18 protein-coding genes are annotated in these 20549 nt (G+C 71.8%); 16 read left to right on the top strand and 2 right to left on the bottom strand.

Annotation, left to right across the window (positions count from 1 at the left end):
• The first annotated feature begins 50 nt into the window (after positions 1–50).
• The 7 genes from IF00_RS0121385 to IF00_RS0121355 all read left to right on the top strand — a co-directional run bounded on the left by IF00_RS0121385 (position 51) and on the right by IF00_RS0121355 (position 8517).
• Positions 51–1814 carry an ABC transporter substrate-binding protein gene (locus tag IF00_RS0121385; protein ID WP_030320376.1) on the top strand — a complete coding sequence of 588 codons (1764 nt, stop codon included), beginning with the start codon at positions 51–53 and terminating at the stop codon, positions 1812–1814.
• A gap of 114 nt (positions 1815–1928) precedes the next feature.
• A complete protein-coding gene (locus IF00_RS0121380) occupies positions 1929–2927 on the top strand; it encodes an ABC transporter permease (protein ID WP_030320374.1) in 999 nt (332 codons plus the stop codon).
• Positions 2924–4027 (top strand): ABC transporter ATP-binding protein, encoded by a 1104-nt coding sequence (locus IF00_RS0121375; protein ID WP_030320372.1) that lies wholly within the window; start codon positions 2924–2926, stop codon positions 4025–4027. The genes IF00_RS0121380 and IF00_RS0121375 overlap by 4 nt, the downstream gene beginning before the upstream one ends.
• Positions 4028–4035: 8 nt before the next feature.
• Positions 4036–5166: an ABC transporter ATP-binding protein gene (locus IF00_RS0121370; protein ID WP_051820542.1), complete on the top strand. Its 1131-nt coding sequence runs from the start codon at positions 4036–4038 to the stop codon at positions 5164–5166.
• A 139-nt stretch (positions 5167–5305) separates the two neighbouring features.
• Complete coding sequence (locus IF00_RS0121365; RefSeq protein WP_030320363.1) at positions 5306–5983, top strand: trimeric intracellular cation channel family protein; 678 nt, start codon at positions 5306–5308, stop codon at positions 5981–5983.
• A 23-nt stretch (positions 5984–6006) separates the two neighbouring features.
• Positions 6007–6897 carry a thioesterase family protein gene (locus tag IF00_RS0121360; protein ID WP_030320361.1) on the top strand — a complete coding sequence of 297 codons (891 nt, stop codon included), beginning with the start codon at positions 6007–6009 and terminating at the stop codon, positions 6895–6897.
• A gap of 456 nt (positions 6898–7353) precedes the next feature.
• Positions 7354–8517, top strand: coding sequence for a cysteine desulfurase family protein (locus IF00_RS0121355; RefSeq protein ID WP_030320358.1), 1164 nt, complete (start codon positions 7354–7356; stop codon positions 8515–8517).
• Positions 8518–8616: 99 nt separating this feature from the next.
• Here the strand turns inward: IF00_RS0121355 and IF00_RS0121350 are convergent, their stop codons facing one another.
• A complete protein-coding gene (locus tag IF00_RS0121350; protein ID WP_030320355.1) occupies positions 8617–9312 on the bottom strand; it encodes an N-acetylmuramoyl-L-alanine amidase in 696 nt (231 codons plus the stop codon).
• Positions 9313–9373: 61 nt separating this feature from the next.
• Between IF00_RS0121350 and mnmA the strand changes: the two genes are divergently transcribed.
• Complete coding sequence (mnmA, locus tag IF00_RS0121345; RefSeq protein ID WP_030320354.1) at positions 9374–10525, top strand: tRNA 2-thiouridine(34) synthase MnmA; 1152 nt, start codon at positions 9374–9376, stop codon at positions 10523–10525.
• A gap of 59 nt (positions 10526–10584) precedes the next feature.
• Here the strand turns inward: mnmA and IF00_RS0121340 are convergent, their stop codons facing one another.
• Positions 10585–11379 carry an alpha/beta fold hydrolase gene (locus tag IF00_RS0121340; protein ID WP_030320352.1) on the bottom strand — a complete coding sequence of 265 codons (795 nt, stop codon included), beginning with the start codon at positions 11377–11379 and terminating at the stop codon, positions 10585–10587.
• Between the two features lie 97 nt (positions 11380–11476).
• On the opposite strand from IF00_RS0121340, the gene IF00_RS0121335 reads away from it, so the two are divergent.
• From IF00_RS0121335 to IF00_RS0121300, 8 genes are all read left to right on the top strand, one after another.
• Complete coding sequence (locus IF00_RS0121335) at positions 11477–12016, top strand: LOG family protein (protein WP_030320350.1); 540 nt, start codon at positions 11477–11479, stop codon at positions 12014–12016.
• Between the two features lie 7 nt (positions 12017–12023).
• Complete coding sequence (locus tag IF00_RS0121330; RefSeq protein ID WP_037638762.1) at positions 12024–12722, top strand: SDR family oxidoreductase; 699 nt, start codon at positions 12024–12026, stop codon at positions 12720–12722.
• Between the two features lie 2 nt (positions 12723–12724).
• On the top strand, positions 12725–13741 hold the full coding sequence (locus tag IF00_RS0121325) for a methionine synthase (protein ID WP_030320345.1): 1017 nt from the start codon (positions 12725–12727) through the stop codon (positions 13739–13741).
• A gap of 32 nt (positions 13742–13773) precedes the next feature.
• Positions 13774–15954, top strand: coding sequence for an NAD-dependent DNA ligase LigA (ligA, locus tag IF00_RS0121320; RefSeq protein WP_030320344.1), 2181 nt, complete (start codon positions 13774–13776; stop codon positions 15952–15954).
• Between the two features lie 331 nt (positions 15955–16285).
• Positions 16286–18400: a putative bifunctional diguanylate cyclase/phosphodiesterase gene (locus IF00_RS0121315; protein ID WP_030320342.1), complete on the top strand. Its 2115-nt coding sequence runs from the start codon at positions 16286–16288 to the stop codon at positions 18398–18400.
• A gap of 106 nt (positions 18401–18506) precedes the next feature.
• A complete protein-coding gene (gatC, locus tag IF00_RS0121310) occupies positions 18507–18803 on the top strand; it encodes an Asp-tRNA(Asn)/Glu-tRNA(Gln) amidotransferase subunit GatC (RefSeq protein ID WP_015036350.1) in 297 nt (98 codons plus the stop codon).
• Between the two features lie 5 nt (positions 18804–18808).
• Entirely contained in the window at positions 18809–20305 is a 1497-nt protein-coding gene (gene gatA, locus IF00_RS0121305) for an Asp-tRNA(Asn)/Glu-tRNA(Gln) amidotransferase subunit GatA (protein WP_030320340.1), read from the top strand.
• Positions 20306–20310: 5 nt separating this feature from the next.
• On the top strand, positions 20311–20544 hold the full coding sequence (locus IF00_RS0121300; RefSeq protein ID WP_030320338.1) for a hypothetical protein: 234 nt from the start codon (positions 20311–20313) through the stop codon (positions 20542–20544).
• The last annotated feature ends 5 nt before the right edge of the window (positions 20545–20549 follow it).

Raw genomic sequence — 20549 nt, 5'->3', positions numbered from 1 at the left:
AATCGGCGGACCGCCGTACGGCCGCCACTATCCCGGAGGTTGCTGGAACCATGCTGAAGAGCTCTCAGCGCAGAATCGCCGCGGGCGCGCTGCTCGCGGCGGCCACGATGGTCGTCACCACCGCCTGCGGTGGCGGCACCGGCGACAGCGGCGACAAGGGCAAGGGCGGTGCGCCCGGCTTCAACGCCGGTGTGAACAAGGTCGCCAACGCCTCCGACAAGAAGGGCGGCGAGCTGAAGTTCATCGGCTCGCAGGAGGCCGACTCGTGGGACCCGCAGCGCGGCTACTACGGCTTCGTGTGGGACTTCGCGCGCTACTACACGCGTCAGCTGGTCACCTTCAAGGCCGAGCCGGGCGCCGCCTCCACCGAGCTCGTCCCGGACCTCGCCACCGACGCCGGCAAGGTCTCGGCCGACGGCCTCACCTACACCTTCACGCTGAAGGACGGGGTGACCTGGGAGGACGGCAAGCCGATCACCTCCAAGGACATCAAGTACGGCATCGAGCGCATCTGGGCCCAGGACGTCATCTCCGGCGGCCCGATCTACCTCCAGCAGGTCCTCGACCCCAAGGGCGAGTACAAGGGTCCCTACAAGGACACCTCCGCGGACAAGCTCGGCCTGAAGGCGATCGAGACCCCGGACGACAAGACCATCATCTTCAAGCTGCCGGTCGCCAACGGTGACTTCCTGCAGATGCTGGCCATGCCCGCCGCCTCCCCGGTCCGCCAGGACAAGGACACCAAGGCCAAGTACGGCCTGAAGCCCTTCTCCTCCGGCCCGTACAAGTGGCAGTCGTACACCCCGAACAAGTCCATCAAGCTCGTCCGCAACGACAAGTGGGACGCCAAGACGGACACCGTCCGCAAGGCCCTCCCGGACAGCGTCAGCGTCACGTTCACCACGAACGCCGACGACATGGACAACCGCCTCGTCGAGGGCGAGTACGACCTCGACATCAACGCCACCGGCGTCGGCGCCTCCGCCCGCCAGAAGGTGCTCCAGCAGCACAAGGGCAACGTCGACAACCCGCAGACGGGCTTCATCCGCTACGCGGTCTTCCCGCAGACGGTGATCTCCAACATCGAGTGCCGCAAGGCCATCATCTACGCGGCCGACTCCAAGTCCCTCCAGACCGCCCGTGGCGGCCCGCAGGCCGGTGGCGACATCGCCTCCAACATGCTGCCGCCGGCGATCAAGGGTGCCGACCCGAAGGCCGACCCGTACGGCAAGCTCGGTGGCGCCCCGGACCTGGCCAAGGCCAAGGAGGCGCTGAAGAAGTGCGGTAAGCCGGACGGCTTCAAGACCACGATCGCGGTCCGCAACAACAAGAAGATCGAGATCGCGACCGCCGAGTCCCTCCAGCAGTCGCTGCTGAAGGTCGGCATCGACGCCCAGATCGACCAGTTCGACGGCGCCCAGACGTCCGGCATCATCGGTTCGCCGAAGGTCGTCAAGGACAAGGGCTACGGCATCATCATCATGGGCTGGGGCGCCGACTTCCCGTCGGGCCAGGGCTTCCTCCAGCCGCTGGTCGACGGCCGCTTCATCCTCCAGAGCGGCAACAACAACTTCTCCGAGCTGAACGACAAGGCCGTCAACGGCCTGTTCGACCAGGCCCTGAAGGAGACCGACCCGGTCAAGGCCGGCGAGCTCTACAAGCAGATCAACACGAAGGTGTCGGAGGCCGCGGTCTACCTGCCCTTCACCCACGAGAAGAACATCATCTGGCGCAGCTCCCGGCTGACCAACGTCTACACGGCGGACGCCTACAACGGCCGCTACGACTACGCGTCGCTCGGCGTCGTCAAGTAATCCGACCCGCTTCACCGGCGCACCACCCGCCGCCAGGTCCGAAGGGCAGGTGATGGCCGAGGGCGGCGGCCGGGGGACCCGATCGGGTCCCCCGGCCGCCGACCGGCCGACCGCATGCTTGCATACATAGTCCGGCGACTCTTCGCGGTCGTCGTGATGCTGCTCGTCGTCACGCTCGTGACGCTCAGCATCTTCTTCCTCATTCCCAAGCTGACCGGCAGCGACCCTGCCGCGATGTTCGTCGGCAAGCAGGCGGATCCGGCATCCATCGAGGCCGTCCGGCAGAAGCTGGGCCTGGACGAGCCGCTCCTGGTGCAGTTCTGGCACTTCGTCTCCGGCATCTTCGTCGGCCGTGACTACACGGGCGGCGGCGACACCATCCACTGCGCGGCGCCCTGCTTCGGCTACTCGTTCCGCACCGAGCAGGACGTCTCGTCGATGCTGGTCGACGCCTTCCCCGTCACCCTCTCCATGGTCATCGGCGCCGCCGTGCTGTGGCTGATCCTGGGTGTCTCCACGGGCGTCGTCTCCGCGCTCAAGCGGGGCACGATCATCGACCGCGCGGCCATGATCACCGCGCTCGCCGGCGTCTCGCTGCCCATCTTCTTCACCGCCATGCTGGCCATGCTGATCTTCCGTACCCAGCTGGGCTGGCTCAACGCCTCGTACGTGCCCATCACCGAGTCCGTCGGCGGCTGGTTCGGCGGCCTGCTGCTGCCCTGGGTGACCCTCGCCTTCCTGTACGCGGCGATGTACGCGCGGCTCACCCGCGCCACCATGCTGGAGGTCCTCGGCGAGGACTACATCCGCACCGCGCGGGCCAAGGGCCTCCCGGAGCCGGTCGTGCTCGGCAAGCACGCCATGCGCTCCACCATGACCCCCATCCTGACCATCTTCGGCATGGACCTCGGCGCCCTCGTCGGCGGCGCGATCCTGACCGAGACCGCGTTCAGCCTCCACGGCCTCGGCGGACTGGCCATCAAGGGCGTCAGCGAGCGCGACCTGCCGCTGATCCTGGCCGTCACGCTGATCACCGCGGCCTGCGTCGTCCTCGCCAACCTCGTCGTGGACCTGCTGTACGCCGTGATCGACCCCCGAGTGAGGCTCGCATGACGGACAAGCTGACGAAGACCGGCGCGGCGGTGGGCGAACCCGTCGCCACCGGGTCCGCCCCCTCCGACGCCTTCCTCGACGTGCGCGACCTGAAGATCCACTTCCCGACCGACGACGGTCTGGTCAAGTCGGTCGACGGTCTCAGCTTCCAGCTGGAGAAGGGCAAGACCCTCGGCATCGTGGGCGAGTCCGGCTCCGGCAAGTCGGTCACCTCGCTCGGCATCATGGGTCTGCACACCGTCGGCCAGTACGGCCGGCAGAAGGCGAAGATCTCGGGCGAGATCTGGCTCAACGGCCGCGAGCTGCTCTCGGCCGACCCGGACGAGGTCCGCAGGATGCGCGGCCGCGACATGGCGATGATCTTCCAGGACCCGCTGTCCGCGATGCACCCGTACTACACGGTCGGCAACCAGATCGTGGAGGCGTACCGCGTCCACCACGACGTCGACAAGAAGACGGCGCGCAAGCGGGCCGTCGAACTCCTCGACCGGGTCGGCATCCCCGAGCCGGCCAAGCGGTTCGACAACTACCCGCACGAGTTCTCCGGCGGCATGCGCCAGCGCGCGATGATCGCCATGGCGCTCGTCAACAACCCCGCGCTCCTCATCGCCGACGAGCCGACCACCGCGCTCGACGTGACCGTGCAGGCCCAGATCCTGGACCTGATGCGGGACCTCCAGAAGGAGTTCGGCTCCGCGGTCGTCATCATCACCCACGACCTCGGCGTCGTCGCCGAGCTCGCCGACGACATCCTCGTGATGTACGGCGGGCGCTGCGTCGAGCGCGGACCGGCCGAGTCCGTCTTCTACGAGCCGCAGCACCCCTACACCTGGGGCCTGCTCGGCTCGATGCCGAGGATCGACCGCGAGCAGACCGAGCGGCTCATCCCGGTCAAGGGCAACCCGCCCAGCCTCATCAACATCCCGAGCGGCTGCGCCTTCAACCCCCGCTGCCCGTACGCGGACGTCCCCAAGGGCGGCATCACGCGCACCCGGCGACCGGAGCTCGCGCCGGCCGGGGACCGTCACTTCTCGGCCTGCCACATGCCGCAGGAGGAGCGGACCCGTATCTGGACCGAAGAGATTGCGCCGAAACTGTGAGCGAGACCATGGAACCCCTCCTCAAGGTCACCGGCCTGAAGAAGCACTTCCCCATCAAGAAGGGGCTTCTCCAGCGGCAGACCGGCGCGGTCAAGGCGGTCGACGGGATCGACTTCGAGGTCCTGCCCGGTGAGACGCTCGGCGTGGTCGGCGAGTCCGGCTGCGGCAAGTCCACGATGGGCCGCCTGATCACCCGGCTCCTCGAACCGACCGGCGGCACGGTCGAGTTCCAGGGCAAGGACATCTCGCACCTCGGGGTCTCGGGCATGCGCCCGTTCCGCCGGGACATCCAGATGATCTTCCAGGACCCGTACGGTTCGCTGAACCCGCGCCACACGGTCGGCACGATCGTCTCGGCCCCCTTCAAGCTCCAGGGCGTCGAGCCCGAGGGCGGCGTGAAGAAGGAGGTCCAGCGCCTGCTCGGGCTGGTCGGCCTCAACCCGGAGCACTACAACCGCTACCCGCACGAGTTCTCCGGCGGTCAGCGCCAGCGCATCGGCATCGCCCGCGCGCTGGCCCTGAAGCCGAAGCTCGTGGTGGCGGACGAGCCGGTCTCGGCCCTGGACGTCTCCATCCAGGCCCAGGTGGTCAACCTCCTGGACGACCTCCAGCAGGAGCTCGGCCTCACGTACGTGATCATCGCGCACGACCTGTCGGTCATCCGGCACGTCTCCGACCGCATCGCGGTGATGTACCTGGGCAAGATCGTGGAACTCGCGGACCGCAAGTCCCTCTACGAGAACCCGATGCACCCGTACACCCGCGCCCTCATGTCGGCGGTCCCGATCCCGGACCCCCGCCGCCGTGGCGCGAAGAGCGACCGCATCCTCCTGACGGGCGACGTCCCGTCCCCGATAGCCCCGCCGCCGGGCTGCCGGTTCAACACCCGCTGCTGGAAGGCCACGGACGTCTGCCGCACGGAGGAGCCCCCGCTCGTCGAACTCCGCCCGGGCCAGCGAGTGGCCTGTCACCACCCGGAGAACGCGGAGTCCCTGACGATCCCCGGAGCCAGGGAGTCGCTGGAGATCACGACCCCGCAGCCGGCGAGCCCGAAGGCGGAGGCGCCGGCCGAGGCGAAGGCGGAGGCGCCGTCCGGGCCGGACCCGGCTGCCGCCGAGGACGACGCACCGAAGGCGTGACCCAGGGGAGGCCCCCGGTACCGAAAGGCACCGGGGGCCTCCGCGCGTACGGGGCCGACCGGCACCCGGGGCCCCGGGGTGGAGCCCCCGGGCAGGGAGCCCCCGCAGCCCCCACGGGAACTACCGGCACAATTGGGCGGTGCTCCACGACCTGTTCACCCCCTCCGTCCAACACGCCCTCGACCTCGTCGGCATCTTCGTCTTCGCCATCTCCGGCGCCCTCCTCGCCGTCCGCAAGAACTTCGACGTCTTCGGCATCGCGGTCCTCGCCGAGGTCACCGCCCTCGGCGGCGGTCTCTTCCGCGACCTGATCATCGGTGCCGTACCGCCCGCCGCCTTCACCGATCTCGGCTACTTCCTGATGCCCCTGATCGCCGCGGGTTTCGTCTTCTTCCTCCACCCGGAGGTCGAGCGCACCCAGACCGCCGTCAACGTCTTCGACGCCGCCGGCCTGGGCCTCTTCTGCGTGACCGGTACGACGAAGGCGTACGACTACGGCCTCGGTCTCACCTCCTCCGCCGTGCTGGGTCTCGCGACGGCCGTCGGCGGCGGTGTGCTGCGCGACGTGCTCGCCAACGAGGTGCCGTCGCTGCTGCGCTGGGACCGGGACCTGTACGCCGTCCCCGCGATCGTCGGGGCGGGGATGGTCGTGCTCTGCATCCGTTTCGACATGCTCAACGCCTGGACCAGCGGCGCCGCGGTCCTCACGGCCTTCCTGCTCCGCCTGCTCGCGATGCGCTACCACTGGCGCGCGCCCCGTGCCTGGAACCGGCGGTCCTCCGCACGCGAGGAACCGGAGAAAGCTACCGCTCAGTAGCTTCCTGGGGTACCGTCGGAAACATGAGCACGAGCATCGAGACCCCCGTCGCGACGAGCGAGCGCGGACGCGAGGGCGAGCGCGACGACGAGCGCGCGTACGAGTTCGACCGCGACACCGCCGTCACCCTCCGGGAGCCCGGCGTCTACGACGCCGACCTCTCCGCGGGCTGGACGATCATCCACGCGGTCAACGGCGGCTACCTCCTCGCTCTGCTCGGCCGAGCCCTCGGCGACCACCTCCCGCACCCCGACCCGTTCACGATCTCGGCGCACTACCTCACGCCGTCCGTGCCCGGCCCCGCGGTGATCAGGACGGAGACCGTCCGCACCGGCCGTACGCTCTCCACCGGCCAGGCCTCCCTCTTCCAGTACGCGGAGGACGGCACCGAGGTCGAGCGCATCCGGGTCCTCGCCTCGTACGGCGACCTCGACACGCTCCCCGACGACGTCCGCACCACCGCGACGGCCCCGGCGATGGCCGCCATCGAGAACTGCTTCGCCGCCTCCGACGGCCCGACCCCGGCGATCCCCGGCTCCTCGGCGATCGCCGACCGGCTCGACCTGCGCCTCGACCCGGCCTGCGTCGGCTGGGCGATCGGCGCACCGTCCGGCAAGGGCGAGATGCGCGCGTGGTTCGGTCTCGCGGACGGCCGTGAGCCGGACGCCCTGTCGCTGCTCCTGACGGTCGACGCGCTGCCCCCGACCTCCTTCGAGCTGGGCCTGAAGGGCTGGACCCCGACCGTCGAACTCACCACCCACATCCGCTGCCGCCCGGCCCCGGGCCCGCTGCGGGTCTCCATCACCACCCGCAACCTGGCCGGCGGCTTCCTGGAGGAGGACGCCGAGGTCTGGGACAGCGCCGACCGTCTGGTGGCGCAGTCCCGCCAGCTGGCCCGCGCGCCGCGCGCCTGACGCGGTTCCGGCTCCGACCCCGGGCCGGAACGCGACGACAGGCGACGACAGGGTCCGTACGCCCCGGGGACCGCACACCCCGGAGCGCGTACGGCCCGGAGCGCGTACGGCCCGGTCCCGATCCCGGTCCCGAAGAGGACCGATCGGTTCCGGGGCGGTCCCGGACGCGACCCATGGGGCGCGTCCGGGACCCGAGACCACCCCGCACCCCGACGGTTCCGGGCCACCGCACCCCGACGGTTCCGGGACACCGTGCCGAGGCGGCCCCGGGGCGCCGCGCGTCCGGCCGGGCGAAGGGGTTCGGAGGGGCTCCGGGAGCGCGACGCCGGCCCCGGTCCCGACCCGCCGCCCGGCCCCGTGCGGGCACGGCCCCGGACCCCGGCACCCGCCGCGCCCGGCGGCGTAAACCGGCCACCCGCCGGGGCCGGGGGCGCGGGCTCGTAGAATCGACCCACCATGGCTTACCTCGACCACGCCGCGACCACGCCCATGCTGCCCGAGGCGATCGAGGCGATGACCGCCCAGCTCGCCGTCACGGGCAACGCCTCCTCCCTGCACGCCGCCGGACGGCGGGCCCGGCGCACCGTCGAGGAAGGGCGCGAGACCCTCGCCGCCGCGCTCGGCGCGCGGCCGAGCGAGGTCGTCTTCACCTCCGGCGGCACCGAGGCCGACAACCTCGCCGTGAAGGGCCTCTACTGGGCCCGCCGCGACGCCGACCCCCGCCGCACCCGCGTCCTCGCCAGCCCCGTGGAGCACCACGCCGTGCTCGACGCCGTCGACTGGCTCGCCACCCACGAGAGCGCCGACGTCGAGTACCTGCCGGTCGACCGGTACGGCCGCGTGCACCCCGAGGCCCTGCGCGAGGCGATCGCCCGCGACCCCGACTCCGTCGCCCTCGCCACCGTCATGTGGGCCAACAACGAGATCGGCACCGTCATGCCGGTCCGCGAACTGGCCGACGTCGCCGCCGAGTTCGGCGTACCGCTGCACGCCGACGCCGTCCAGGCCGTCGGTCAGATCGAGGTCGACTTCGCCGCCTCGGGACTCGCCGCGATGACCGTCTCCGGCCACAAGATCGGCGGCCCCTACGGCATCGGGGCCCTGCTCCTGGGCCGCGAGCACACTCCCGTACCCGTGCTGCACGGCGGCGGCCAGGAGCGCCACGTCCGCTCCGGCACCCTCGACGTACCGGCCGTCGCCGCCTTCGCGGTGGCCGCCCGCCTCGCCACCGAGCGGCGCGAGGAGTTCGCCCGCGAGATCGGCGCGCTGCGCGACGAGCTCGTGGCCGAGATCCGGACGCTCGTCCCCGACGTGATCCTCGGCGGCGACCCCGTCGAGCGGCTCCCCGCCAACGCCCACTTCACCTTCCCCGGCTGCGAGGGCGACTCCCTGCTCCTGCTGCTGGACGCGGCCGGGATCGCCTGTTCCACCGGCTCCGCCTGCACCGCCGGCATCGCCCAGCCGAGCCACGTCCTCCTCGCCACCGGCACCGATCCGGACCTGGCCCGGGGCACCCTGCGGTTCTCGCTCGGCCACACCTCCACCAAGGAGGACGTCGCGGCGGTCGCGGACGCGATCGGCCCCGCCGTGGAGCGGGCCCGGACCGCAGGCCTCAGCTGACCCGCCCGAGGCCCGCACGGGAGCCCAAGCGCCGCGCGCGAGCCCGGGCGCCGCACGCGACCGGCGTCGGCGGCCCCACGCGACCCGCGTCGAAGGCGCTCAGACGCGTGCCTTCGACGCCTCCCGCACCAGCTTCAGATAGCGGTCCCAGTCCCAGTGCGGACCGGGGTCGGTGTGGTCGGTGCCCTCGACCTCGACGTGCCCGATGATGTGCTCCCGGTCCACGGGTATTCCGTACCGGACACATATGTCGGCCGTCAGCCGCGCCGACCCCGCGTACATCGCCGCTGTGAAGTCCTGCGGCCGGTCGACGAAGCCCTCGTGCTCGATGCCGATGCTCCGCTCGTTCATGTCGCGGCTCCCGGCGTGGAACGCGACGTCGAGCTCCCGGATCATCTGCGCCACATGCCCGTCCTTGCGGACGACGTAGTGCGCGGCGGCCCCGTGCCCGGGGTCCTTGAAGACCTTCAGGGCGGTCGCGTAGCTGCCCTGGACGACATGGATCACGACCCGGTCGATCCGGTAGTCGTCCGGCCGGTCGGCCCGCCGCCAGTTCGCCCGCGACGCCGAGGTCCACTCGGCGGCCCGGTGGTCGAGCTCGCCCTCGACCCGCTTCTTCTCCATCCCCGGCAGCCGCCACCAGGCACGCGCCAGCTCGTCCCTGGCCAGCGCCGCCGTCCCCAGGACGGCGGCCCCGCCGCCGAGCAGCACCGCGCGCCGCCCCACCCGTCTGCCGGAAGCGCCGGCCTTTCCCGAACCGCCGGCCCCGCCCGTACCACTCGCCTTGCTCCCCATGCCACCGAGAACGCTTACTACCGCGACTGTGGTTCCCGGCGCCCCGTACCCTGGTAGGGCTATGACTCAGACTCCGCCCCCGCACCCCCAGACCCGTCCCCTCCGGGTCCTTGCCGCCATGTCCGGCGGAGTGGACTCCGCCGTCGCCGCCGCCCGTGCCGCCGAGGCCGGCCACGACGTCACCGGCGTGCACCTCGCCCTCTCCGCGAACCCGCAGTCCTTCCGTACGGGAGCGCGCGGCTGCTGCACGATCGAGGACTCCCGCGACGCCCGCCGGGCGGCCGACGTCATCGGCATCCCGTTCTACGTGTGGGACCTCGCCGAGCGCTTCCGCGAGGACGTCGTGGACGACTTCGTCGCGGAGTACGAGGCCGGCCGCACGCCCAACCCGTGCCTGCGCTGCAACGAGAAGATCAAGTTCGCCGCGCTGCTCGACAAGGCCCTCGCCCTCGGCTTCGACGCGGTCTGCACCGGCCACTACGCGACGGTCGTCCTGAACGAGGACGGCACCCGCGAACTGCACCGCGCCTCCGACATGGCGAAGGACCAGTCGTACGTGCTCGGCGTGCTCGACGAGAAGCAGCTCGCGCACGCGATGTTCCCGCTGGGCGACACGCTCACCACCAAGGACGAGATCCGGGCCGAGGCCGAACGGCGCGGGCTCGCGGTCGCGAAGAAGCCCGACAGCCACGACATCTGCTTCATCGCGGACGGCGACACCCAGGGCTTCCTCGCCTCCCGCCTGGGCAAGGCGGAGGGTGACATCGTCGACGAGGCCGGTACGAAGGTCGGCAGTCACGAGGGCGCGTACGGCTTCACCATCGGCCAGCGCAAGGGCCTGCGGATCGGCCACCCGGCCGCCGACGGCAAGCCGCGCTACGTCCTGGACATCTCGCCGGTCGACAACAGGGTCACGGTGGGCCCCGTCGAGGCCCTGGACGTCACGGCCCTGACCGCGATCAAGCCCCGCTGGTGCGGCACGGCGCCGGAGGGCGAGGGCCGCTACACGGCCCAGCTCCGCGCCCACGGCGGCGAGACCGAGGTGACGGCGTCCCTGACGGACGGCGAGCTCGCGGTCGCCTTCGACGAGCCGGTCCGCGGCGTGGCCCCGGGCCAGGCGATCGTGCTCTACGACGGCACGCGCGTGGTCGGCTCCGCCACGATCGCGACGACGACCCGCCGCACGACGGCGGCGGCACCGGCGACGGCGTAGGCACCGGCTACCGCAGGGGCGAAGGCCGGGGGACCGGCCGGGGGGTCCGGCCTGGTCGGTCAGCCCCGGGCCGCCTCCGCGGGTTCCCGCTCGTCGGTGAGGAACTCCTCCAGGACCGGGGCCAGCACGTGCGGGGCCACGTCGTGAGTCTGGCCCGTCAACGTGCGGTGCCGGCCCCGGGGGAGAGCCTCCGTCAGGGCGCGGGCCGCCTGCCGGGTGCTCACCGGGCTCGCACCCCCGTCGACCACCAGCACGCGCGCGCGGACCCGGGCCAGGAGCCGCTCCGGCACCGTCCCGTCGCCGAGGACGGCGATGTCGTACGCGAGGGTGTGCGCCAGCTCCGCCACCCCGGGCCGCAGCTCCGCGGGCACCGTCGACTCCGCCAGGAACAGGTCGAGCGCCTCGGCCCGCCGCCCCCCGTCGAGCAGCACGGCCACCTGCCGCCGCAGCTCGGCGGACGCCGCCGAGTACGGCGGCTCGAACACCGACACCGCCCCGGCCGGCAGCCCGGCGGCCACCGCTGCGAGGACCAGCGCGCCGCCCGTGCCCGTCCCGTGCAGCGCCGCACCCGGCCCCGCCTCCCCGACCACCGCGGCCAGGTCCTCGATCTCCCGCTCCACCGCGTAGGGCCCGGTGTCGCCGCTCCCCCCGCGGCCCCGCCGGTCGTACGCCACGACCGAGAAGCTCCGGGCCAGGAACCCGCCCAGCGAACCCTCGCCCGCGGCCGTCCCCAGCGCCCCGCTCACCAGGACGAGGGGCGGGCCCTCCCCGTACCGCTCGTACGCGATCGGCGTCCCGTCCCGCGACGCGACCCGTCCCCGAACCCTGCTCAGCGTGGTGCTCACCTCGTCCATGGCAGGTGAGACCCGAGCCGTCACCGGAACTCATCGCCCTCCGGCGGGATTTCTCGGAAAAAGATGGAAGCCGCTGGTCAGGGCCTACGGTGGGGCCATGAACATCTGTGTCTTCCTCTCCGCGGCCGACCTCGACGAGCGCTACACGGCCCCCGCCCGCGACTTCGCCCGGCTCCTCGGCAAGGCTGGACACACCCTGGTCTGGGGCGGCTCCGACACCGGTCTGATGAAGGTCGTCGCCGACGGCGTCCAGGAGGCGGGCGGCCGACTCGTCGGCGTCTCCGTCGACTTCCTCGCCCACAAGGCCCGCCCGAACGCCGACGAGATGGTCGTGACCAAGGACCTGGCCGAGCGCAAGGCGCTCCTCCTCGCCAAGTCCGACGCCGTCGTGGTCATGGTCGGCGGCACCGGCACCCTCGACGAGGCCACCGAGATCCTGGAGCTGAAGAAGCACGGCAAGCACACCAAGCCGGTCGTCCTGCTCAACACGGCGGGCTTCTACGACGGACTGAAGGCCCAGTTCCGCCGGATGGAGGAGGAGGGCTTCCTGCCGATCCCCCTCGCCGACCTCGTCCTCTTCGCCGACGACGCCCCGACGGCCCTCACCCACCTGGAGGAGAACATCGCCGCCCGCTGATGCGAGCATGGTGCCCATGGCTACACATGTGATCACCGGAGCCGGTTCCGGCATCGGCGCGGCCGTCGCGCGCCGCCTCCACGCGCGCGGGGACGACCTCGTGCTCCACGCGCGCGACGCGGGGCGGGCCAAGGAGCTCGCCGCGCAGTTCCCCGGAGCCCGGACGCTCGTCGGGGACCTCGCCGACCCGGACCGGCTCTCCTGGGCGTTCTCGCACCAGACCATGCCGGAGCGGGTGGACAGCCTGCTGCACATCGCCGGCGTCGTCGACCTCGGGCCGATCGGGGACCTCACCCCCAAGACCTGGCACCACCAGCTCAATGTCAACCTCGTCGCTCCGGCCGAGCTGACCCGGCACCTCCTGCCGCAGCTGCGGGTCTCCCAGGGCCACGTCGTCTTCGTGAACTCGGGCGCCGGGCTCGCCGCGCACGCCGAGTGGGGCGCGTACGCCGCCTCCAAGCACGGCCTCAAGGCCCTCGCCGACTCCCTGCGCCACGAGGAGCACGGCAACGGCGTGCGGGTGACCTCGGTCTACCCGGGCCGTACCGCGAGCCCCATGCAGGCCAAGGTCCACTCCCAGGAGGGCAAGGAGTACGACCCGTCGAGGTGGATCGACCCCGAGTCGGTCGCGACGGCGATCCTCACCGCCGTCGACCTGCCGCGCGACGCCGAGATCAACGACCTCACCGTTCGTCCGGGACGCTAGACATGAGCGAGACGCAGGCTGAGGACGACCGCGTGCTCTGGGGGCCCGCCACCGGCGTCGGCTCCATGCCGGGCGGCGACGCCCGGGAGACCGCGAAGACCGTCACCGGGTCCTTCGAGGACTTCCCGTTCCTCGCGGAGCTGCCCGCCCGCGGTCCCGGCGCCGACATGATCGGCCGGACCATCGGGATGCTCGTCGACCTCTACGCGCACGTCGAGCCGAGCGGCTGGCGGATCAGCGACCGGCCCGGCCGCGACACCAGGCGCGCCCGGTCCTGGATGGGCGAGGACCTGGACGCCCTGGAGGAGTTCACCCAGGGGTACGAGGGGCCGCTCAAGGTGCAGGCCGTGGGCCCCTGGACGCTCGCCGCGGCCCTGGAGCTGCGCGGCGGCGAGGCCGCCCTCGGCGACGCCGGCGCCTGCCGCGACCTCGTCGGCTCGCTCGCCGAGGGCCTCCACGAGCACCTCGCGGACCTGCGCAAGCGGATCCCGGGCGCCCAGGTCGTCCTCCAGCTCGACGAGCCCTCGCTCACCGCCGTCCTGCGCGGACACGTCCGCACCGCCAGCGGCTACCGCACCTACCGGGCCGTCGACCGGCAGGTCGTGGAGAGCGCGCTGCGCGAGGTGATCGCCGTCCACGACGGGCCGGTGGTCGTCCACTCCTGCGCCCCCGACGTCCCGTTCGCGCTCCTCCGGCGGGCCGGTGTCTCGGGCGTCTCGTTCGACTTCTCCCTGCTCACCGAGCGTGACGAGGACACGATCGGCGAGGCCGTGGAGGCCGGTACCAAGCTCTTCGCCGGTGTGGTGGCGTCCGCCGACGGCCCATTGTCCGACCCGGGCGGTAGCGTCATGGGTGTCAGGACGCTGTGGCGCAGGCTGGGGCTGAATCCGGGGACTCTCGCGGAGTCCGTGGTCATCACTCCCACGTGCGGGCTCGCGGGCGCTTCGCCCGCCTACGCCCGCGCGGCGCTCGCCCACTGCGCCCGGGCGGCGAGATCGCTCGCGGACAACCCAGAGTGACCGGGTTTCGAGGCACGGGAGGACGGACGAAGGTGGCAGTCGAACAGGGGGCCCTGCCCGCCGAGGCACGGGAGAAGCACGCCGATCTGGCCGAGCGGGTCGAGGAGCACCGCTTCCGGTACTACGTGAAGGACCAGCCGGTCATCAGCGACGGCGACTTCGACAAGCTCCTGCGCGCCCTGGAGGCGCTGGAGGAGGAGTACCCGGAGCTGCGGACGCCGGACTCGCCGACGCAGAAGGTCGCGGGGCAGTACGAGACCGAGTTCACCTCCGTCGAGCACCGCGAGCGGATGCTCTCCCTCGACAACGCCTTCGACGACGAGGAGCTGGCCACCTGGGCCGAGCGGGTCGCCCGGGACGTCGGCACCCCCGACTTCCACTACCTGTGCGAGCTCAAGGTCGACGGCCTCGCGGTCAACCTGACGTACGAGCACGGGCGGCTGACCCGGGCCGCCACCCGCGGCGACGGACGCACCGGCGAGGACATCACGCCCAACGTCCGGACGATCGCCGACATCCCGGAGCGGCTGCACGGGGACCGGATCCCGGACTTCGTGGAGATCCGCGGCGAGGTCTACTTCCCGATGGAGGCCTTCCAGGGGCTCAACGCCCGCCTGGTGGAGGCCGGCGACAAGCCCTTCGCCAACCCGAGGAACGCGGCGGCGGGTTCGCTCCGCCAGAAGGACCCCAAGGTCACCGCCTCCCGGCCGCTCCACATGGTCGTCCACGGCATCGGCGCCCGCGAGGGCTTCGACATCGACTGCCTCTCCCACGCGTACGAGCTGCTGCGCGAGTGGGGCCTGCCCACCGCCCGGCACAACAAGGTGGTCGGCTCGCTCGGCGAGGTGCGGGAGTTCATCGCGTACTTCGGGGAGAACCGTCACTCCGTGGAGCACGAGATCGACGGCGTGGTCGTCAAGCTCGACGAGATCCCGCTCCAGGGCCGGCTCGGCTCCACCGCGCGCGCCCCGCGCTGGGCCATCGCCTGGAAGTACGCGCCGGAGGAGGTCAACACCAAGCTGATCGACATCAAGGTCGGCGTCGGCAGGACCGGCCGCGTGACTCCGTACGCGCAGGTGGAGCCGGTGACCGTGGCCGGCTCCGAGGTCGAGTTCGCCACCCTCCACAACCAGGAGGTGGTCAAGGCCAAGGGCGTGCTGATCGGCGACACCGTCGTGCTGCGCAAGGCCGGCGACGTCATCCCGGAGATCCTCGGGCCGGTCGCCGACCTGCGGGACGGCAGCGAGCGGGAGTTCGTGATGCCCGCCGAGTGCCCCGAGTGCGGGACGCCGCTGAAGCCGATGAAGGAGGGCGACATCGACCTCCGCTGCCCGAACGCCCGGACCTGCCCGGCGCAGCTGCGCGAGCGCCTCTTCTTCCTCGCCGGGCGCCAGTGCCTGGACATCGAGAACTTCGGCGCGGTGGCCGCGGCGGCGCTCACCCGCCCCCTGGAGCCGGCCGAGCCCCCGCTGGTGGACGAGGGCGACCTCTTCGACCTCACCATCGAGCAGCTGCTGCCGATCAAGGCGTACGTCCTCGACCCGGACAGCGGTCTGCCCCGGCGGGACCCGAAGACCGGCGAGGAGAAGATCGTCACGGTCTTCGCCAACCAGAAGGGCGAGCCGAAGAAGAACGCCCTGGCGATGCTGGAGAACATCGCGGCCGCGAGGACGCGCCCGCTGGCCCGCTTCATCAACGGCCTCTCCATCCGGCACGTGGGGCCGGTGGCGGCCGAGGCGCTGGCCCGTGAGTTCCGCTCGCTGGAGCGGATCGAGCAGGCGAGCGAGGAGGAGCTGGCGGCCGTCGACGGGGTCGGCGGGATCATCGCGACCGCGGTGAAGCAGTGGTTCTCCGAGGAGTGGCACCGCGAGATCGTGCGCAAGTGGCGTGCGGCCGGGGTCACTCTGGAGGACGAGGGCGCCGGGGAGGATGTCGGCCCGCGTCCGCTGGAGGGCCTCACGGTCGTGGTGACCGGCACCCTGGAGAAGTTCACCAGGGATGGCGCAAAAGAGTCCCTCCAGAGCCTCGGTGCGAAGGTGACCGGTTCCGTTTCGAAGAAGACCGCCTTCGTCGTGGTCGGTGAAAACCCTGGTTCGAAGTACGACAAGGCGATGCAGCTGAAGGTTCCGGTTCTGGACGAGGACGGCTTCCAGATCCTGCTCGAACAAGGGCCCGACGCCGCTCGGGAGGCCGCGGTGCCCGTCGCGGAGTAGTCACCCGCGGCCCGCCCGTACCCATCCGACGACCGTGCGACGGTCACCCGTTCGGCGCATACCAGATCGTTACGGGTGGCCTGGTCGCATTCGGGCAAGAGAGGGAGAGCGCTGCCCGTCGACGCCCTCGGCGGCCTAGTCTGGTGACCGTGCGCCCAGTCCTGCACAACCGCGCGAGGGCTCTGCCGGTCGTGGCGTCAGGACAACGGCCCCGTGGCACGACGTGCGACCGCCCGACGGCGGTCGCACGACGGACGGCCGGACGACGGACGGCCGCCTGACCGCGGCCCATCGCACACCGACGGCACCGCCGCCTGTGAGAGGGACGGGAATGGAACCGACCGAGAGCGCCGCCCCGGTCCCACGGCCGTACGGCCGTGTGGTGTCCCTGGGTTTCACCTCCCGGCTGCCCGCAGCCGTGGTGGGCATCGCCGCCGTCGTACTCGTCGTCGGGCTCCAACAGGGCCTGAGCGCCGGCAGCGGCCTCTTCCCCGGCGGGGTCACCGGCTGGTCCCTCGCGGTCCTCACCGGCCTCATCGTCGGCCATCTGGTCGCGCTCGGCCGCGATCGCTGGTGGGGCGGCACCGGTTCGGGCGCCGCCCTCACCCTCGCCGTCCTCCTGCTCTACGGCTGGGTGCCGGCCGGACTCGTCTCGATGACCGTCGTCACCCTGGTCGGCGCCGCCCGCCGACACCGCTGGCGCCAGGGCCTGCTGCACGGCGCCGCCGACGTCCTCGGGGTCGGCGCCGCCGCCCTCGTCCTCGCCCTCTTCGGCGACGTCCCCACCGTCGAACGGCCCTGGCAGCCCCTCGACTGGACGATCGGGGACCTCCCGGAAGTCGTCCTCGCCGCCGCCACCTACCTCGTGGCGACCCGGCTTCTCCTGTGGTACACGCTCGCCCCGCAGAGCCGCGGACTGCCCACCGTCGCCCGCACCGCGCTCCTGAGACAGGGCCTGGTCGCCGTGGCCCTGCTCGGCATCACCCCGCTGATCTGCGTCGTCGCCGCCACCCGGCCCGTCCTGCTGCCGCTCTTCGCCGTCCCCCTCATCGCCCTCGACTCCACCCTGTGGATCGCCCGCGCCCGAGCCGAGGAACAGCTGCGGGACCCGCTGACCGGGCTCCCCAACCGCCAGTGGCTCCTCGAACGGGCGTGGACCGCCCTGGAGGAGGCCGAGGGCGAAGGGGCCCGCGCCGCCCTCGTCCTGATCGACCTCGACCGCTTCCGATCGGTCAACGACACCCTCGGACACCTCGCGGGCGACCGGCTGCTCCTCCAGATCGCCGACCGGCTCCGCCTCGCCCTGCCCCGCGGCGCCGAGGCCGCCCGGCTCGGCGGCGACGAGTTCGCCGTCCTGCTGCCCACCGCCGACTCCACCACCAGCGCCCAGCGGGTCGCCCGGCACCTCGTCGCCGAACTCTCCTCCCCGCTCGACCTCGACGGCCTCACCCTCGTCCTGGAGGCCAGCGCGGGCGTCGCCGTCTTCCCCGACCACGCCCTCGACGCCGAGGGCCTGCTGCGCCGCGCCGACGTCGCCATGTACCAGGCCAAGCGCGACCGCACCGGCGTCGAGGTCTACGAGTCCAAGCGCGACTCCAACACCCCCGACCGGCTCGGCCTCCTCGGCGACCTGCGCCGCGCACTCGACGCCGGCGAGGTCGAACTCCACTACCAGCCCAAGGTCCGCTTCGACGGCCAGGTCGCCGGACTCGAAGCCCTCGTCCGCTGGGTCCACCCCGAGCGCGGCAAGGTCCCGCCGGACGAGTTCATCGCCATCGCCGAGTCCTCCGGTCTGATGCCCCACCTCACCGAGTACGTCCTGGAGACCGCCCTCGCCCAGGTCGCCCGCTGGCGCGCCCAGGGACTCGACGTCCCGGTGGCCGTCAACGTCTCGCCGCGCGACGTGCACACCCCCGGCTTCGCCGGCGCCGTCGCCGCCCGGCTCGCCCGCCACGGCGTCCCGGCCGGCGCGCTCCAGCTGGAGATAACGGAGCACGTCCTCCTGGAGGACCCCCAGCGCGCCGCCGACACCCTCAACGGCCTCACCGGCCACGGCGTCAAGATGTCCCTCGACGACTTCGGCACCGGCTACTCCTCCCTCGTCCATCTGCGCCGGCTCCCCGTCAGCGAACTGAAGATCGACCGCTCGTTCGTGGCCCGGCTCGCCGTCGACACCGAGGACGCCGAGATCGTCCGCTGCACCGTCGACCTCGCCCACTCCCTCGGCCTCCTCGTCGTCGCCGAGGGCGTCGAGGACGACGAGACCTGGGAGCGCCTGCGCGACCTGGGCTGCGACGCCGTCCAGGGCTGGCTCGTGGCCGCCGCGATGCCGCCCGGCGAGGCCACCGCATGGCTGCTCGCCCGCGGCGAGCACGGCTGGCGCCGACCCGCCGACATCGCCGCCGAACTCGACGTGGACCACCCTTCCGGCCAGGTCGTTCAGTAGGCCGCGTCCACCCGGGGAGACGACCCCGGGCAAACCGTTTCACGGGCAGCGGCACCGGCCCCATAGGATGGGCCCACACCATCAAGCTCACCCCGTGAGGATCCGCATGCCTGGCATCACGCGCGAGGAGGTCGCCCACCTCGCACGGCTGGCGCGTCTGGAGCTGAAGGGCGAAGAACTCGATCACTTCGCCGGCCAGCTCGACGACATCATCGGCGCGGTCGCCCGCGTCTCCGAGGTCGCCGACCAAGACGTACCGCCGACCTCCCACCCGCTGCCGCTGACCAATGTCATGCGCGCGGACGAGGTCCGTCCGTCGCTCACCCCCGAGCAGGCGCTCTCCGGCGCCCCGGCCCAGGAGCAGCAGCGTTTCAAGGTGCCGCAGATCCTGGGGGAGGACTAACAGTCATGACGGACAACATCATCAAGCTCACCGCGGCCAAGATCGCCGGGAAGATCGCCGCCGGCGAGCTGACCGCCGTCGAGGTCACCGAGGCGCACCTCGCCCGCATCGAGGCCGTCGACGAGAAGGTCCACGCCTTCCTGCACGTCGACCGTGAGGGCGCGCTCGCCCAGGCCCGTGCCGTCGACGAGAAGCGCGCCCGCGGCGAGAAGCTCGGCCCGCTCGCCGGTGTGCCGCTCGCCCTCAAGGACATCTTCACCACCGCCGGCATGCCGACGACCGTGGGCTCGAAGATGCTCGAGGGCTGGATCCCGCCGTACGACGCGACCCTGGTCAAGAACCTGAAGGCCGCCGACGTCGTCATCCTCGGCAAGACCAACATGGACGAGTTCGCCATGGGGTCCTCCACCGAGAACAGCGCGTACGGTCCGACCGGCAACCCCTGGGACCTGACCCGGATCCCCGGCGGCTCCGGCGGTGGCTCGTCCGCCGCCCTCGCCGCGTACGAGGCGCCCCTCGCCATCGGCACGGACACCGGCGGCTCGATCCGCCAGCCCGCCGCCGTCACCGGCACCGTCGGCGTCAAGCCGACCTACGGCGGCGTCTCCCGCTACGGCATGGTGGCGTTCTCGTCCTCCCTCGACCAGGGCGGCCCCTGCGCCCGTACGGTCCTGGACGCGGCCCTCCTGCACGAGGCGATCGCCGGGCACGACCCGCTCGACTCGACCTCCATCGACGCCCCGGTCCCGCCGGTCGTCGAGGCCGCCCGCAACGGCTCGGTCGCCGGCATGCGCGTCGGTGTCGTCAAGCAGTTCCGCGGCGAGGGCTACCAGGCCGGTGTCGTGCAGCGCTTCGACGAGTCCGTCGAGCTGCTGAAGTCGCTGGGCGCCGAGATCGTCGAGCTGGACTGCCCGACCTTCGACCTCGCCCTTTCGGCCTACTACCTGATCGCGCCTTCGGAGTGCTCCTCCAACCTGGCCCGCTTCGACGCCATGCGCTACGGCCTGCGGGTCGGCGACGACGGCACGCGGTCCGCCGAGGACGTCACCGCCCTCACCCGTGAGGCCGGCTTCGGCGACGAGGTCAAGCGCCGCATCATCCTCGGTACGTACGCGCTGAGCTCCGGCTACTACGACGCGTACTACGGCTCGGCCCAGAAGGTCCGGACCCTGATCACCCGCGAGTTCGAGAAGGCCTTCGAGGAGGTGGACGTGATCGTCTCCCCGACGACCCCCACCACCGCCTTCCCGATCGGCGAGCGCGCCGACGACCCGATGGCGATGTACCTCGCGGACCTGTGCACCATCCCGACCAACCTGGCCGGCAACGCCGCCATGTCGCTGCCCTGCGGCCTGGCGCCCGAGGACGGTCTGCCGGTCGGCCTGCAGATCATCGCTCCCGCCATGAAGGACGACCGGCTCTACAAGGTCGGCGCCGCCGTCGAGGCCGCCTTCGTGGAAAAGTGGGGGCACCCGCTGCTTGAGGAGGCTCCGTCGCTGTGAGTGCCATGGCAAAGAAGGCCAAGAACTTCAAGAAGTCGAAGACCGGCGTCTACGTCTCGCTGGCGACCACCGCGTTCGGTGCCATCAGCGTCGCGAAGCAGGCCAAGCTGGCCCGCAACGACAACGACATGCTGCGGCTGATCGACTCCGCCGTGTCCGCCGCCGCCATCGTTACCGGCCTGGCGATCCTCTACCGGGAGCTCAAGCGCCTGGGCGACGACGACGTCCTGCTGGGCTGAGAGGG

Source organism: Streptomyces flavochromogenes, assembly GCF_000717595.1.
Lineage (GTDB): Bacteria > Actinomycetota > Actinomycetes > Streptomycetales > Streptomycetaceae > Streptomyces > Streptomyces flavochromogenes.
Note: the sequence above shows the minus strand (reverse complement) of the source record. Positions and strands in the feature narration are given on the sequence as shown.